This is a genomic window from Imbroritus primus (assembly GCF_964332355.1).
GTDB classification, from domain to species: domain Bacteria; phylum Pseudomonadota; class Gammaproteobacteria; order Burkholderiales; family Burkholderiaceae; genus Imbroritus; species Imbroritus primus.
In genome coordinates, this window is sequence record NZ_OZ201293.1 from 2,716,099 (window position 1) to 2,731,084 (window position 14,986).

13 protein-coding genes are annotated in these 14,986 nt (G+C 64.1%); 3 read left to right on the forward strand and 10 right to left on the reverse strand.

Annotated elements, in window-relative coordinates; genetic code table 11:
- Positions 1-5 precede the first annotated feature (5 nt).
- The 3 genes from rsmH to coq7 form a co-directional block, all read right to left on the reverse strand.
- The gene (gene rsmH / locus ACQ3C8_RS12455) at positions 6-971 is read right to left on the reverse strand and encodes a 16S rRNA (cytosine(1402)-N(4))-methyltransferase RsmH (protein ID WP_009523782.1); all 966 of its coding nucleotides are present in this window, start codon (positions 969-971) and stop codon (positions 6-8) included.
- Positions 972-980: 9 nt separating this feature from the next.
- Positions 981-1,409 carry a division/cell wall cluster transcriptional repressor MraZ gene (mraZ, locus tag ACQ3C8_RS12460; RefSeq protein ID WP_009523781.1) on the reverse strand — a complete coding sequence of 143 codons (429 nt, stop codon included), beginning with the start codon at positions 1,407-1,409 and terminating at the stop codon, positions 981-983.
- Positions 1,410-1,791: 382 nt separating this feature from the next.
- Positions 1,792-2,421, reverse strand: a complete 630-nt coding sequence (gene coq7 / locus ACQ3C8_RS12465; RefSeq protein WP_428851743.1) for a 2-polyprenyl-3-methyl-6-methoxy-1,4-benzoquinone monooxygenase — start codon at positions 2,419-2,421, stop codon at positions 1,792-1,794.
- Positions 2,422-2,782: 361 nt separating this feature from the next.
- On the opposite strand from coq7, the gene ACQ3C8_RS12470 reads away from it, so the two are divergent.
- The 3 genes from ACQ3C8_RS12470 to ACQ3C8_RS12480 all read left to right on the forward strand — a co-directional run bounded on the left by ACQ3C8_RS12470 (position 2,783) and on the right by ACQ3C8_RS12480 (position 5,721).
- Entirely contained in the window at positions 2,783-3,850 is a 1,068-nt protein-coding gene (locus ACQ3C8_RS12470) for a porin (RefSeq protein WP_009523779.1), read from the forward strand.
- Positions 3,851-4,044: 194 nt separating this feature from the next.
- Positions 4,045-5,067 (forward strand): Bug family tripartite tricarboxylate transporter substrate binding protein, encoded by a 1,023-nt coding sequence (locus tag ACQ3C8_RS12475; protein WP_428851744.1) that lies wholly within the window; start codon positions 4,045-4,047, stop codon positions 5,065-5,067.
- A 213-nt stretch (positions 5,068-5,280) separates the two neighbouring features.
- Entirely contained in the window at positions 5,281-5,721 is a 441-nt protein-coding gene (locus ACQ3C8_RS12480; RefSeq protein WP_428851745.1) for a hypothetical protein, read from the forward strand.
- 179 nt (positions 5,722-5,900) lie between these two features.
- Here the strand turns inward: ACQ3C8_RS12480 and ACQ3C8_RS12485 are convergent, their stop codons facing one another.
- From ACQ3C8_RS12485 to ACQ3C8_RS12515, 7 genes are all read right to left on the reverse strand, one after another.
- Positions 5,901-7,586, reverse strand: a complete 1,686-nt coding sequence (locus ACQ3C8_RS12485) for a long-chain fatty acid--CoA ligase (protein WP_428851746.1) — start codon at positions 7,584-7,586, stop codon at positions 5,901-5,903.
- A gap of 145 nt (positions 7,587-7,731) precedes the next feature.
- Positions 7,732-8,889, reverse strand: a complete 1,158-nt coding sequence (locus tag ACQ3C8_RS12490) for an aminopeptidase (protein WP_428851747.1) — start codon at positions 8,887-8,889, stop codon at positions 7,732-7,734.
- Positions 8,837-10,942, reverse strand: coding sequence for a molybdopterin-containing oxidoreductase family protein (locus ACQ3C8_RS12495; protein WP_428851748.1), 2,106 nt, complete (start codon positions 10,940-10,942; stop codon positions 8,837-8,839). The genes ACQ3C8_RS12490 and ACQ3C8_RS12495 overlap by 53 nt, the downstream gene beginning before the upstream one ends.
- Positions 10,943-10,977: 35 nt before the next feature.
- Complete coding sequence (locus ACQ3C8_RS12500) at positions 10,978-11,976, reverse strand: oligopeptide/dipeptide ABC transporter ATP-binding protein (protein ID WP_009523773.1); 999 nt, start codon at positions 11,974-11,976, stop codon at positions 10,978-10,980.
- Entirely contained in the window at positions 11,969-12,964 is a 996-nt protein-coding gene (locus tag ACQ3C8_RS12505; protein WP_009523772.1) for an ABC transporter ATP-binding protein, read from the reverse strand. Before ACQ3C8_RS12505 ends, ACQ3C8_RS12500 begins: the two co-directional genes overlap by 8 nt.
- Positions 12,964-13,872: an ABC transporter permease gene (locus ACQ3C8_RS12510; protein ID WP_009523771.1), complete on the reverse strand. Its 909-nt coding sequence runs from the start codon at positions 13,870-13,872 to the stop codon at positions 12,964-12,966. The genes ACQ3C8_RS12505 and ACQ3C8_RS12510 overlap by 1 nt, the downstream gene beginning before the upstream one ends.
- Positions 13,869-14,843: an ABC transporter permease gene (locus tag ACQ3C8_RS12515; RefSeq protein ID WP_009523770.1), complete on the reverse strand. Its 975-nt coding sequence runs from the start codon at positions 14,841-14,843 to the stop codon at positions 13,869-13,871. Before ACQ3C8_RS12515 ends, ACQ3C8_RS12510 begins: the two co-directional genes overlap by 4 nt.
- Positions 14,844-14,986 lie beyond the last annotated feature (143 nt).

Below are 14,986 nucleotides of genomic sequence, written 5' to 3' on the forward strand. Positions count from 1 at the left end.
GCTCCTCACAGCTTCACCGCCACGCGCATGATCGCGGAGCGGGCACGAGGATTGGCATCGACTTCCTGCTGGCCCGGCTTGACGCGGCCGAGCAGGCGCAGGGTCGGCTGGGGGAGTTCGCTCGCGCGCAGCGGCATGCGGCGCAGGTCGGCGGACGAATCCGCGAGCTGCGGCCGCGCATGCGCCTGCATGAACCGCTTGACGATGCGGTCCTCGAGCGAGTGAAAACTGATCACGACCAGACGGCCTCCCTGTTCCAGCAACTCGTAAGCGGCCGTCAGCCCTCTTTCGAGGTCCGCAAGCTCTTGATTGATGTGAATCCGTATAGCCTGAAAGGTGCGGGTCGCAGGGTCCTGGCCCTTCTCGCGTGTTTTGACGGCTTGCGCCACGAGTGCGGCAAGGTCGGCAGTGGTAGCGACTGGACCGGAAGGTGCGGGTTCGCGCCTGCGAGCAACAATCGCCTTTGCAATCTGTACAGCAAACCGTTCTTCCCCATAATCCCTCACCACCCTTGCGATCTCGCGCTCGTCCGCGGTCGCCAGCCACTCCGCCGCCGTCTCGCCGCGCGTCGTGTCCATCCGCATGTCGAGCGGCCCATCAAAGCGAAAAGAAAACCCTCTCGCCGCTTCATCGATCTGCGGCGAACTGATCCCCAGATCGAGCAACACACCCGCCACCGGCACTTCGCCGCGCGCCGCCATGCGTTCGCCCATGTCAGCAAAACTCGTATGCTCAATAGCGAAGCGGGCATCCTGTACGGTGCCCGCTTCTGCGATTGCTGCCGGATCCTTGTCGAAGGCGACCAGTCGGCCGGCTGGACCCAGTTGGCTGAGAATCAGCCGGCTATGCCCGCCGCGCCCGAAGGTGCCATCGACGTATCTCCCATCCCGTCGCCACACCAGTGCGTCGACCGCTTCGTCCAGCAGCACTGTCCGGTGCGACAGGCCGGCGGGTTCACCTGCTGGTCTCATGCCCCACCGTCAGAAAGAGAAATTCTTGAGCGCATCCGGCATGCCCTGCGCCATTGCAGCCTGCTCCTTGGCGGCATAGGTCGCGGCATCCCAGATTTCAAAATGACTGCCCATGCCGAGCAGCATCACTTCCTTGTCCAGCAACGCGGCACTGCGCAACTCCGGCGCAATCAGCACGCGCCCGTTGCCATCCATCTCGATATCGGCGGCGTTGCCCAGGAAGATCCGGCGCCACCAGTGCGCATCCATGGGCAGTGCCGCGATACGGCTGCGGAACATCTCCCATTCAGGTCGGGGAAACAGCAACAGGCAGCCATCCGGGTGCTTGGTAATCGTCACCCGGTTCTCTGCCTGCACCTGGAGCGCCTCGCGATGCCGGGTCGGAATGGACATCCGCCCCTTGGCATCCAGCGACAACGCCGAAGCCCCCTGAAACACGATGGTTTCGTCCCTTTCGTCCGCCTACACCGATTGATATGGATAAACAGCGCGCCACAACAGCCGGCGAATCCGGCTGGGAAGTGCGGTTTTTGCACACAAAAAACCACTTCTTCACACTATTTCCCACTGTAGAGGAAGCAACATACCCGGTCAAGGCTCTGCAAGGGAGAGTTACAGAATTTTTTGAATCAGAACAAAGACTTAGCGCACTTTTTGCATGCACCGTCGAGGGGAATATTCAATAAAATTAAGCACATAGAAAAGATTGCGGAGAAAGCACCTTATCTATGCGCTCACCCTGCGGATAAACAAGGGCCTGAAACAATGACCCGAAGGCAGCGGCAAACGCCCGCCGTAGCTGAGTTCGCTCACTGCTCCGTCAAAGATGATAGGCGGTCGAGGTCATGACGCGCGAGGCCAGCGTCATGGCCCCACGCACCGGGGCCGGCAAGGTCGCACCGCCTGCCTCGATCGCATGCTGGCCGTGCCGGATCTCATCGGCGCGCATCTGCTCCAGAATGACGCGCGATTTTCCATCCTGGGCAGGCAGCCGATCGAGATGGCCATCCAGGTGGCGCTCCACCTGACGCTCGGTTTCCGCCACGAACCCGAGGCTGACCCGATCGCCGATCCGGCCGGCCAGCCAGCCGATGGAGAACGCGCCGGCATACCAGAGCGGGTTGAGCAGGCTGGGGCGGGCGCCGACTTCGTGGAGACGTTCGGCACACCATCCCAGGTGGTCCTCCTCTTCCCTCGCCGCCTGGGCCATCGCGGCCCGGATCTCGGGGGCGCGCGCAGTGAGCTTCTGCGCCTGGTAAAGCGCCTGTGCGCAGACCTCACCCACATGATTGACGCGCATCAGCCCTGCGACGTGCCGGCGCTCCGTCGGACTCAGGGCCTCAGGCTCACCTGCCAGGCCAGCCGCCGGACTGGGACGGGCCGCCCGCGTCACGCCGGTCATGGCACGCAAGGCATGATCAAATTCCGCAATCATTCGGTCCAGGAACATCTCGCTTTCCAAGCAGGTCGTGAAGACCAGTCATTTTAGCGCGAACCGCCATTCCGCCCCCGCCAGACGGCGGACCAGCGCCTGCGAGACCGCATGCAAATCATGCCGGACAGCCGCTGGAAACCGGACAGGATTGCGTCGCGCACCCGCACATGGAACTGCCGCGCAAGCCGCATGAAATGGTGCATTGCAGCTAATCCCAGGATGTTTTCGTTGGCAAATAGCAACAATCTTTGGCACCCCTCCGATTCTGTTTCTCCCGTGTCCGCTTTTTTGCTACATTTCGCTCACCAAATGGGTGCTGTCATACAGCTATCACATTGATCTACAACATCAAGAATCGTCTCCAGGAGAATCTTTCATGAAGAAAACCCTGTTTGCTCTGGCATGTGGCTCCCTGCTCGCGACCTCCGCCTTCGCACAATCGAGCGTCACGCTGTACGGTATTGCTGACGTCAGCATCCGCTATTCCAGCAACACCAACGACTCCAACAGCAGCGTGATCCGCATGACGGACGGTGCCATCTCGCAAAGCCGCTGGGGCATCAAGGGTTCGGAAGACCTGGGCGGCGGCCTGAAAGGCGTGTTCCGCCTGGAAAACGGCTTCAGCCTGGATAACGGCTCGAACAACTCCTCGAGCAGCTTCTTCAACCGTATGGCCTATGTCGGCCTGGAAGGCAACTTCGGCGCCGTGACCCTCGGTCGCCAGCACAGCGCCATCCACGACTTCCTGCTGGACTTCGATCCGTTGACCGTCGGCAACTACGAAGAAAATGCCTACTACGTCGGCATGTACCCGATCCGCGTGAACAACCAGATCAAGTACGCCGGTTCGTTTGGCGGCCTGAACGTGATCGCCGGCTACGGCTTCGGCGAGCAAGCCGGTAACGCCACGGCTGGCCGCTACATGGGCACGATGGTGACCTACAAGGCTGGCCCGTTCGGCTTCGGCGGCGCCTATCAGCAAAGCCGTGGCGGCGGTAACGCCGGTTCGGCCGTGACCCTCGGCGGTACCGACAGCGACAAGCTGACCAACTGGGCCGTGGGCGCAACCTACACTGTGGGCGCCCTCAAGGCTGCAGCGGGTTACCAGGACCACCGCATGAAGGAAAGCATCGGCGGCACGTTCAAGACCAACGTCTGGTACGCTGGCCTGACCTACAACGTGACCCCGGCCCTGGCCCTGACCGGCGCTGGCTACTACTCGCGTCCGAAGGATGAAGTCCCGGGCCTGGCTGACCAAAAGGGCAAGCGTTACACCCTGGTCGCCCTGGCTGAGTACTCGCTGTCCAAGCGCACCCAAGTCTACGGCACGGTTGACTACACCAACGTCAAGGACCTGGCGCTGGGCGACCTGAATAACGCAGGCAAGACCAGCCTGGACAAGAACCGCACCAACGTGGGCATCGGCATCCGTCACATTTTCTGATGGCGGCCTGACTGGCTCGATGAAAAAAGCACCTTCGGGTGCTTTTTTCATTTCTACGGAACCCATTCCCCGGACCGCCGTTGACGCGGGGACCCGCACAACCGCAGGCGCTGCGCCGACTCAGGGTTTCTCCGCTGGCGACGCGTCTTGCACTCGGCAACAATCGGCAAACACGTCCTTGCAAGGAGATGGCGATGCGCTATTCCCGTCGTGCTTTCCAGGCAGCCCTGCTGTCGTGTGTCGCTCTTACCGCGCTAGCCGTGTGGCCCACGTCTTCCGCCCGCGCGGAGACCTATCCAGCAAAACCAATCCGCATTGTTGTTCCGTTTGCCCCGGGTGGCACGACGGACATCCTCGCGCGCGCCGTCGGCGCGGAACTCAGCAAGCTGCCAGGCTGGAATGTGCTGATCGACAACCGTCCTGGTGCAGGCGGGAACATCGGCGCCGAAGCCGTCGCCAAGTCGGCTCCCGATGGGTATACGCTGCTGATGGGGACGGTCGGTACACATGGCATCAATCAAGCGCTGTACTCGCAGAATGGCGGGAAGCTCCCCTACGATCCGTTCAAGGACTTCGCCCCCGTCACCCTGGTAGCAGCCGTGCCCAATGTGCTGGTCTTGAATCCGGCCTTTGCCGAGAAGCACCAGATCCGGACCGTCAAGGATCTGATCGCCTATGCACGCGCCAATCCTGGCAAGATCAACATGGCATCGAGCGGCAACGGTACCTCGATCCATCTCGCCGGGGAACTGTTCAAATCCCAGACGCGGACCTTCATGGTGCATCTGCCGTATCGCGGCAGTGGCCCGGCCCTGGCCGACCTGATGGGCGGTACGACCGACCTGATGTTTGACAACCTGCCTTCCTCCATGGCGCAGATCAAGGCGGGCCGGCTCAAGGCACTGGCAGTGACCAGCGCGAGGCCCTCCGCAGCCCTGCCGGGCGTGCCGACCATCGCCCAGGCAGCCGACCTGCCCACCTACGAGGCCAGCTCCTGGTTTGGCCTACTGGCGCCGGCCAACACGCCTGCCGAGATCGTGCATCGCCTGCAGCAGGAGGTCGCCAAGGCGCTGTCCAGTCCGGCCGTCAAGGAGCGCTTGCAGGCGCAAGGCGCGGAGCCGGTCGGCAATACGCCCGAGCAGTTCGCGGCGTATATCCGCAGCGAGCACATCAAATGGGCCAAGGTCGTGAAGGCGTCTGGTGCAAAAGTGGATTGAGCGGCTTGATCAAGCGGCATGATCGAATGGCATGACGAAGCGACTTTACACTCTCTCACACTAGCCGCGGCTGCGCCGCGTTAAGCTGGGCGGCATGACCGCGTGCCACGCCCGGCACGCCCGCGCTTTCAGGAGGCTGCCGTGAATACTCGCCCATCCAGGATCCACGCTTTTCGGCACATCGTTCAGCCCATGCGCGCCAGCTGGACAGCCATGGCGGCAGCCGCTGCCCTTGCCATCGCAATGCTGGCCGGCTGCGCCAGCGGACCGGCCGCACCCGAGATCGTCCCCTCGGACAGCACGGTCCGGCTGGGCCGCATCGTCAGCAAAACCTTCCTGACGCAGGTCAACGAAGAAACCCAGCCGCGCGGCGGTGGCGTCGGTGTCGGACTCGGTGCGCTAGGCGGGTTCGGCGGCAGCAGCGGTGGCGGCGTAGGTGTGGGCCTGGGTTTCGACCTCGGCCGCATCTTCGGTGGTCCGCCGCCAACGCGCCAGATCGATATCTATGCGTTCAAGGTGCGGACGCTGGACGGCCCCGAAGTCACGATCAACAGCCCGGCCCTGCCCGGGCTGGAAACCGGCAGCTGCGTGCGCGTGATCTCTGCCAACCGCCCTGACTATCCGCGCCTGTCGCCGTCGCGCGAGTGTCCATGACACCCAGCGGCAGCCTCACATGAAGCGCCGTGTGCCTCGTGCCATCGCGGCGGGGAACACCAGTGATCTGGAAATGTGGGGGAATCACCGGCGGGTCATCATGCAGAGGATCATGGTAGCCCGCCGGTCATCTGGATAAGCCGGTCGGCGGCAACAGCCGCAGCCCGGCCTGTCGCCCGTCAGGCAGCCGTGGTGGGTGGCGAGCTGTCCCGCAGTTCGCGGCGCAGGATCTTGCCGACATTGGTCTTCGGCAATTCATTGCGGAATTCGACATGGCGCGGCCGCTTGTAACCCGTCAGCCGCTCCTTGCAGAAGGCCAGCACATCGGCCTCGGTCAGGGCCGGGTCCTTCTTCACCACGTACAGCTTCACGATCTCGCCCGAATGCTCGTCTGGCACGCCGACCGCCGCCACCTCCAGCACACCCGGGCACTCCGCCGCAACCCCTTCGACCTCGTTCGGGTAGACATTGAAACCGGAGACCAGGATCATGTCCTTCTTGCGGTCGACTATGCGCGTATAGCCCCGCTCGTCCATGATGCCGATATCGCCCGTCTTGAAAAAACCATCTGGCGTCATGACCTTGGCCGTCTCGGCCGGCATGTTCCAGTAGCCCGCCATCACTTGGGGACCGCGCACGCAGATCTCGCCAGGCTGCCCCAACGGTACGTCCCGGCCGTCATCGTCGCGGATCGCAAAGTCGGTGCCGGGCAGCGGCATGCCAATCGTGCCGGAGAACTCGGTGGCCGTCGGTGGATTGCTCGAGGCCACAGGTGATGTCTCGGACAGGCCATACCCTTCGAGAATCGGCACGCCGGTCCTGGCATACCATTTATCGGCAACGGCCTTCTGCACTGCCATGCCACCACCCACCGCGATCATCAACGAAGACCAGTTCACCTTGGCGAAATCCGCATGGTTGACCAGCGCGTTGAACAGCGTATTGACCGCCGGCAGGATATGGAACTCGGTCTTGGACAGTTCCTTGAGCGTCCCCGGGATATCGCGCGGATTTGGGATCATCAGGTTGCGTGCGCCCATGCGCATCCCCATCAGCGCACAAACCGTCAGCGCGAAGATGTGATACAGCGGCAAGGCGCAGACGATGGTCAGCACCTTGCTCTTGTCATGGATGCCCGGCTGCAGCCAGGCCTCGGTCTGCAGCAGGTTGGCGATAACGTTGCGGTGCGTGAGCATGGCGCCCTTGGCAACCCCCGTCGTGCCGCCGGTATATTGCAGGAACGCGAGGTCGCCCGGCTGGCTGTGCACCGGCGTCATGGCGAGCGTCTTGCCGGCATCCAGCGCACTGCGGAACGACACCGAGCCGGGCAGTTGCCACGCCGGCACGAGCTTCTTCACGTGACGCACCACCAGATTGACGATGCTGCCCTTGGGCCAACCCAGCAGCTCTCCCATGCTTGCGACGACGACATGGCGCACCGCTGTCCGCGCCACGACCTGTTCCAGCGTATGCGCAAAGTTCTCGAGGATGACGATGGCTTCGGCACCGCTGTCCTTCAACTGATGCTCCAGCTCGCGCGGCGTATAGAGCGGATTGACGTTCACCACCACATAGCCGGCGCGCAGCACGGCCGCCAGGGCAATCGGGTACTGCAGGACATTCGGCATCATCAGTGCCACGCGCGCGCCCGGCGCGAGGCCGCGCGCCTGCAGCCACGCGGCGAATTGCCGGGACTGCGTATCGAGTTCGGCATAGGTCAGGGTCTTGCCCATGCACTCGAAGGCAGGGCGCGCCGCATACTTGCTGAAGGAGTCTTCCAGCAGATGGGGCACCGACGCGTACTGGCTGGCATCGATTTCCGCAGGCACGCCGGCGGGATAATGCTTGAGCCAAATCTTGTCCATGCTGTTCGTCTCCTCGCGATGGTTCACGTCATCTGTGGTTTTCGACAATGTAACGGGCCTGCCGTTCGGGCACAATGGATTAGACGTGGTGCTCGGATTTGCCAGCGCGCACCGTCGCATGCCTGCTCAGGGCGTCATGGCAGGCTCAGCGCGACGCCGACAAGCCACGCAGTGCAGCCGCGCGTGCGACCGGCTCCAGCCGCGCAAGCCGGCGCACTTCCGCGAAGAAGGCGGAGAAGTCATTCCCCTCCCGTGCCAGCATGGCGCGAAAAGCGGGGACCCAGGCTTCGTAACTGGCGACTGCGGCGAGATGGGCATTCGAAAGCGGCTGATCGAACCAGCGGTCATACCCCGTGTACCCGCCCCACTCGGTCCGCAAGGTCTGGTAGTCGCGTTGCAGGGCTGCGAGCAGATCGTGTTTGCGCTGCTGCTTATTGGCTACGCTGAGGGTGTCATCTCGATAGAGCGCTTCCAGGGCCGCGCGCGTATCGAGCAGCAGGTGACGAAACTGCACGCGCCGCATCGCGTAGCGCTCATACACCGCCTGTGCTTCAGGCGACGCCTGCTCCCTCAGCCAGAGTTCGACACCGGCCTGCTCGACCGCGGAGGTGAATGATTCGTTGAATGCCGTGTCGTTCTGCACGTAGACGACCTGGTGTGCCAGCTCATGAAAGATCAATCGTGCCAGCTCGCCTTCCGGCAAATAGATAAACGTATTCAGCAGTGGATCGTCAAAGAATCCCAGGGTCGAATAGGCCGGGATACCCGCGACCTGGATATCCCAGCCTTCGGCGCGCAGCGTGGCGGCATAGGCCAGCGCGGCATCGCGGTCGTAGTAACCCCGGTAGGTCACGCAGCCGGCCACCGGAAAGCACCACTCTTTCAATTTCAGCGACAAGGCGGGGGCCGCAAACACGTTCCATACTGCGAATGGGCGATGGAGATCGGCATACTGGCGATAACTGCCATTGTCCGGCAAGCCGAGGCGCTGCGTGGCAAACACGCGGATACGGCTGGCCAGTGCCAGTTGGCGCGATAGCCGTTGATCACCACGCACCTCGGCCGCATGCCGGGCCGTATCCAGCGGTTGGCGCGCCGCCATGAGATTGAGATGTCCGCCGACTGCCTGGGCGTAGTACTGGATCGCCTCGCAACCACTCAGGCTCAGTGCTGTGACTGCCAGGCAGGCTATCCGGCCGGCATGGCGTTGCCACCCGCATGGGCTGCGTCTGGCACCGGCCTGGATGGCATCATGGAGCGCATGCATCCGCATCGTGCGGCACCACATCCACAAGGCAATCATAGAACACCGGGCCATCGCCGAGATCGGTCAGGCGCTGGCTGGTCAGCTCATTGGCATTCTTGCCATCCGCCGCCAGCTTCTTCCACCAGATCGACAGGCCGACCACCAGGCCCGGCCGCGCACGCGTGGTGACGCGCGCCCGCGCCTGCAAGGTGCCGCGGTCGTTGAAGATGCGCACCATCATGCCATCGCGGATGCTCCGCGCAGCGGCGTCATCGGGATGGATGTCGAGATGCGGCTCGCCCTCGGTGGCACGCAGGCTCTCGACGTTCACAAAAGTACTGTTGAGGAAGTTACGGGCAGGTGGTGAGATCATCGCCAGTGGAAACCGCCTGGCAAGTTCCGGCGTGCTGTACGCCGACTCGTACGGCGGCACGAAGGTGGGCAGCGGATCGTGGCCACGCTCGGCCAGCTGTTGCGAGTAGAACTCGCATTTGCCCGACGGTGTCGCAAAACCACCGTTGGCGAATGGCGCCCGCGCCAGCTTCAGTTTCTGCCAGCCGGCCAGTTTGAGCGATTGCCAGTCGATGCCGGCACAGCGGGGATCGTCGGCACGCAGGGCCTGTGCTGCGATATCTTCATCTCTATCGCGAAAGCACGCGTCGTCGAATCCCATGCGCCTGGCCAGCTGACGAAAGATCTCGGTATTGGGCTTGGCCTGCCCGAGCGGGGCGATGGCCGGATTGTTGGCCAGCATGTACGCGTGGCCGTAGGTCTTGTGGATGTCGACGTGCTCAAGCTGCGTGGTGGCAGGCAGCAGCAGATCGGCGTAGTCGGCGGTATCGGTCTGGAAATGCTCAAGCACGATGGTAAACAGGTCCTCGCGCGCGAAACCCGCCGCGACTCGACCGGACTCGGGCGCCACCGCTACCGGGTTGCTGTTGTACACCACGACCGCCTCGATCTTCGGTCCGAACTTGGCGTCACCGGGATGCAGCAAGGCGTCGCCAATCGTCACCATATTGATGGTGCGCGGCAAGGCCGGCCATGTCGGCAGCAGATCCATGCGTTGCAGCGTGCGCATGTCGATAGGAAAGAAGCCGGACATGGACAACTGCAAGCCGCCTGCTGCATGCCGCCAGGCACCGACCAGCGACGGCAGGCAGGCAATCGCACGCACCGCGTTCCCGCCGCCGTGTGCGCGCTGCAATCCATAGTTGACGCGGATCGCCACCGGTTCGCCGCGCCGCACGGCAGTCTCGCCGATCTGTGCCGCCAGCCATTCGATGTCTTCCGCAGCAATGCCGCACAGTGTCGCCGCGTGCGCCGGGGAATACGCCGCAGCGCGCTCGCGCAACGCTTCAAAGCCGAGTGTATGTTCGGCGATATAGGCATGGTCGAGCAGGCCATCGCGTATCAGTATGTGCATCACGCCAAGCGCCAGCGCAGCATCGGTGCCGGGCATCGGCGCGATGTGCCGATGGCATTTTTCCGCGGTGAGCGAACGGTAGGGATCGATGGCCACCAGCGTCGCACCACGCCGCTTGGCTTCCTGCATGCGCATCCAGACATGCAGGTTCGAGGCGATCGGATTGCCGCCCCAGATGATGATCAGCCGGGCGTCGTCCACGAACTCCATGTCCATGCCGAGGCTGCCGCCGTAGGTGTACTTGAGGCCGGCCACGCCGGCGGCCGAGCAAATGGTGCGGTCCAGCAGCGAGGCGCCGAGCTTGTGGAAGAAGCGTGCGGCCATGCTTTCGCCCTGCACCAGCCCCATGGTGCCGGCATAGCTGTAGGGCAGGATGGCTTCGGGAGCGCGTGCGGCGATGGCTTTCAGCCGTGTCGCGGCAAGATCGAGCGCCTCGTCCCAGCTGATGTCGACGAACTGCCCGGCCCCCTTCGGGCCCACGCGCTTGCGCGGAGTCAGCAGGCGATCGGGGTGGTAAACCCGTTCGGGATAGCGGGCCACCTTGGTGCACAACGCACCCTGCGTCATCGGATGGTCCGGATCACCTGCCACGCGGATCGCGCGGCCGTCGGCAACGGTGACCAGCATGGCACAGGTATCGGGACAATCATGCGGGCAGGCAGCCCGGATCACGGTTTCAGCCATGGCGCACCCATTCGGCGGGGAAAATCATCCTGCCATTATGCGTCATTCAGGTGGCAGGCACTCCAGTGGTCCGGTGCAATCGCCCGCAAGACGGGACGTTGCTGCCGGCAACGCGGCATGGCATGCGGGCAACGCGGATGGAACGCACATCCGGCCGGCGGTGCCAGCGGCGACGGCAGTTCGCCCTGGATGGCGACGAAGGTGCGGCGTCCTGGCTGCAAGGTCGGTGCGGCCGCCAGCAAGCCTTGCGTATAGGGATGATTCGGTGCCGCGAACAACTGGGCCGCTGGCGCCTGCTCGACAATGCGCCCCAGATACATCACGGCCACCCGGTCGCTGACGTGGCGGATCACGGCGAGATCGTGGCTGATGAACAGGCAGGCTAGCCCGAGTTCGCGCTGCAGCTGCATCAGCTGTGTCAGCACCTGCGCCTGGACCGAGACGTCGAGGGCTGCGACCGACTCGTCGCAGATCAGCAGCTGCGGCTCCATGGCCAGGGCGCGCGCAATGCCGATGCGCGCCCGTTGCCCGCCGGAGAACTGATGGGGGTAGCGCGCCAGTGCGTCGGCGCCCAGCCCCACACGCGCCAGCCAGGACGCGACGTAGGCCCGCTGTTCGCCGCGGGCGATCCGGCCGTGCACCACGGGTGCCTCGCCGATGATCTGCTGCACGCGCATACGCGGATTGAGCGCTGCAAACGGATCCTGAAAAATCAATTGCAGCGCACGCCGTGCCGCGCGCTGAGCCTCGTCCGACATGGCAGCAAGATCCTCGCCCTGCCACAGCACACGGCCACCGCTCGGCGCCAGCAGGCCAGCGGCGAGCCGCCCGAGCGTGGACTTGCCGCAACCCGACTCGCCGACCAGCCCCACCACTTCGCCAGCGTCAATCTGCAGCGTGACATCGCTGACGGCGTGCACGACCTGGGACGCGGCACGGCCACGCAATTGCCCTGTGATACGTGCCCAGGGGCTGGCGGGCGCACCGAACTCGCGGGAAACATGTTCCAGCCGCAGCAGTGGAGCGTCAGCCATCCACACCCCCTGCCTGCAACGGATGAATGCAGCGCCACATGCGTGCATCCGGACCACGCGTTTCCGGCGGCGGGACCTCGCACTGCGCAGTGGCATAGGCACAGCGCGGCTGGAACGCGCAGCCCGGCGGCAACGCCGCCAACGATGGCGCGGCGCCGGGAATCGGCTGCAACGGACCACCGGCCGGGTTGGCGGGCGACGACGCAATCAGGCCTGCCGTGTAGGGATGTTGCGGTGCTGTCAGCACTTCGCCAACCGGGCCGCTTTCGATGATGCGTCCGGCGTACATGACGCAGACCCGGTCCGCGAGCCCGGCGACCACCGACAGGTCATGCGTGATCCACAACAGGGCGGTACCGGATTCGCGGCACAGTGCCTGGATCTCCGCCAGGATCTGGCCCTGGATGGACACATCGAGTGCCGTGGTCGGCTCGTCGGCAATGATCACATCCGGTGCGTTCAGCAGGGCAATGGCAATCGCCACGCGTTGGCGCATGCCGCCCGACAATTGATGCGGATAGGCGCGCAGCCTGGCTTCCGGCGAGGCGATGCCCATGCGCGCGAGCATGGCGCAGGCGCGCTCGCGCGCAGCGGCACGGCTGACCGAAGCATGAGCACGGATCGCCTCGATCATCTGCGTGTCGATGCGCAATACCGGGTTCAGCGCCGTGGACGGATCCTGGAACACCATTGCAATCCGATTGCCGCGCAGGCTGCGCAGCGTTGCCGCATCGGCGTGGCGCAGGTCCCATTGCTTGCCTGTGCGGTCGGTCAGCATGATTTCGCCGGCCGTCACGCGTGCCGGCGGATCAAGCAGGCCCATGATGGAGTTGGCCGTCATCGACTTGCCTGAACCGGATTCGCCGACCATGCCCAGGATCTCGCCGCGTGCGATGGTAAACGACACCTCGTTCACGAGGGTCACGGCCTCGTCATCCGCGACGCCGCGCGGCTGGTAGCGTGTGGTGAGGCGCGAGACGCTCAGCATCAACGCACCTCCAGCCGCGGGTTGAGTATGTCGCGCAGGCGATCGGCCACGAGGTTGATCGACGTCATCGCTAGCAGTAGCGCGATGCCGGGGAACACGCTGATCCAGTACTGCCCGGAAAACAGGTACTGGAAGCCGTTAGAAATCAACAAGCCGAGCGAAGGCTGGGTCACCGGCACACCCAGGCCGAGGAATGACAATGTCGCCTCCAGGCCGATGGCCGACGCGGTCTGCAGCGCGGCCACGACGATCAGTGGCGGCAGGCAGTTCGGCAACAGGTGCACGAACATGATGCGCCAGGCCGGTAGGCCGAGCACCTGTGCGGCTTCCATATACTCCTTGCCACGCTCGACCAGCGCCGCGCTGCGCATGGTGCGCGCGTAATAGGCCCACTGCACCGCCACCAGCGCCAGCATGACGTTGCCCGCACCGCCGCCGATGAGGACCAGCAGTATCAAGGCCAGCAGGATGGGCGGAAACGACAGCTGCATATCGGCCAGCCGCATAATCAGCGTATCGATCCAACCACCGGCATAGCCAGCCACAAGGCCCAGCAGTCCGCCAAGCGCGAGCGCGAGCAGCGTGCTGCCCAGGCCGATCAGCAAGCTCACGCGCAGGCCGTAGAGGATGGCCGCGAACATGTCGCGGCCCTGCTCGTCCGTCCCGAGCAGGAATAGCTGGCCGCTTGCCCCGGTACTGCCTGGCGCCAGGCGGCCGTCCATCAGATCGAGTCCACCCAGGTCGTAGGGATGTTGCGTCGTGAACCAGGGGCCGATGATGGCCGCCAGTACGAGACCGAGCAGCAGCAGACCAGCCAGCAGCGCGGTGCGGCTCTCCGCCCAGCGGCGCCAGAATGCGCGCCGGGACGATACAGACGCAGCAGGCGTCGCCCCCGAGGCTAGGCTCATGACCGTGCTCCCCGCCCGACACGCGGATCAAGCACACCATACAGCAGGTCGACCACCAGATTCAGCAGCACGAACAAAGTCACCGTGACCAGCAGGTACGCCACGATCACAGGGCGGTCGAGCATCTGGATCGAATCGATGATGAGCTTACCCATCCCCGGCCAGGCAAAGATCGTTTCCGTGACGATGGCGAATGCAATGATCGAACCGAACTGCAGCGCCGTGACGGTGACGACGGGGATCAGGATGTTCTTGAGCACATGCACCCCGATGATGCGGCCTTCGCTCAGGCCCTTGGCGCGGGCGTAGCGCACGTACTCCTGCTGCATCGCCTCGCGCGCGCCGCTACGCGTGAGGCGTACGATCATGGCGATGTTCAGCAGAGCGAGCGTCAGGCCCGGCAACAGCAGATGGCGGAAGCCATCGATGGTCCAGAAGCTGAATGGCAGGCCCAGCCACGTCACGACTTCGCCCCGCCCGCTCGACGGCAGCCAGCCGAGCTGGACCGAACACAGCATAATGAGCATCAGGCCCACCCAAAAGGTCGGCATTGAAAACCCGATGACCGACATGCCCATGATGATCCGGTCGGCCCAGCCATCCGGCCGGAGCCCTGCCCACAAGCCGAGCGGAATGCCAAGCACCACGGCCAGCACGATGGCGAAACCTGCGAGCTCAAGCGTTGCCGGCATGCGCGCCAGGATCAGGCCGATCGCCGAGGTACCATGAACAAACGATGTACCAAGATCGCCCTGCAGCGCACGTCCGAGGAACAGAAGGTATTGCCGCCACAGCGGCTGGTCGAGTCCCAGCGCAGCAATGGTGCGCTGGATGTCCTGCTGGTCCGCCTGCGGCCCGATCAGGATATCGACCGGATTGCCAATGGCATAGACGCCGGCGAACACCAGCAGCGACATCACGAGCAGGATCAGGAGGCTTTGGCCGATTCGGCGGACGATATAGGCGCCCATGGCAAGGGGTGAGGTTCCGTGAATGGCATGATTGTAATGCGTCCGCCATATTGGCGGTCATCGCCGTGCCGAGGACTGCAGCGCAGCTACCGGTTGCGCCTTGCACGGCACCCACGCGGCCGCGGAAGGTTGCAACTGGTCGC

Coding starts and splice junctions, on each gene's coding strand:
- ACQ3C8_RS12485 (WP_428851746.1), bottom strand. CDS start 7,586: ATGGACAAGATTTGGCTCAAGCATTATCCCGCCGGCGTGCCTGCGGAA.
- ACQ3C8_RS12470 (WP_009523779.1), top strand. CDS start 2,783: ATGAAGAAAACCCTGTTTGCTCTGGCATGTGGCTCCCTGCTCGCGACC.
- ACQ3C8_RS12490 (WP_428851747.1), bottom strand. CDS start 8,889: ATGATTGCCTTGTGGATGTGGTGCCGCACGATGCGGATGCATGCGCTC.
- rsmH (WP_009523782.1), bottom strand. CDS start 971: ATGAGACCAGCAGGTGAACCCGCCGGCCTGTCGCACCGGACAGTGCTG.
- ACQ3C8_RS12475 (WP_428851744.1), top strand. CDS start 4,045: ATGCGCTATTCCCGTCGTGCTTTCCAGGCAGCCCTGCTGTCGTGTGTC.
- ACQ3C8_RS12495 (WP_428851748.1), bottom strand. CDS start 10,942: ATGGCTGAAACCGTGATCCGGGCTGCCTGCCCGCATGATTGTCCCGAT.
- ACQ3C8_RS12500 (WP_009523773.1), bottom strand. CDS start 11,976: ATGGCTGACGCTCCACTGCTGCGGCTGGAACATGTTTCCCGCGAGTTC.
- coq7 (WP_428851743.1), bottom strand. CDS start 2,421: ATGTTCCTGGACCGAATGATTGCGGAATTTGATCATGCCTTGCGTGCC.
- ACQ3C8_RS12510 (WP_009523771.1), bottom strand. CDS start 13,872: ATGAGCCTAGCCTCGGGGGCGACGCCTGCTGCGTCTGTATCGTCCCGG.
- ACQ3C8_RS12505 (WP_009523772.1), bottom strand. CDS start 12,964: ATGCTGAGCGTCTCGCGCCTCACCACACGCTACCAGCCGCGCGGCGTC.
- ACQ3C8_RS12480 (WP_428851745.1), top strand. CDS start 5,281: ATGGCGGCAGCCGCTGCCCTTGCCATCGCAATGCTGGCCGGCTGCGCC.
- ACQ3C8_RS12515 (WP_009523770.1), bottom strand. CDS start 14,843: ATGGGCGCCTATATCGTCCGCCGAATCGGCCAAAGCCTCCTGATCCTG.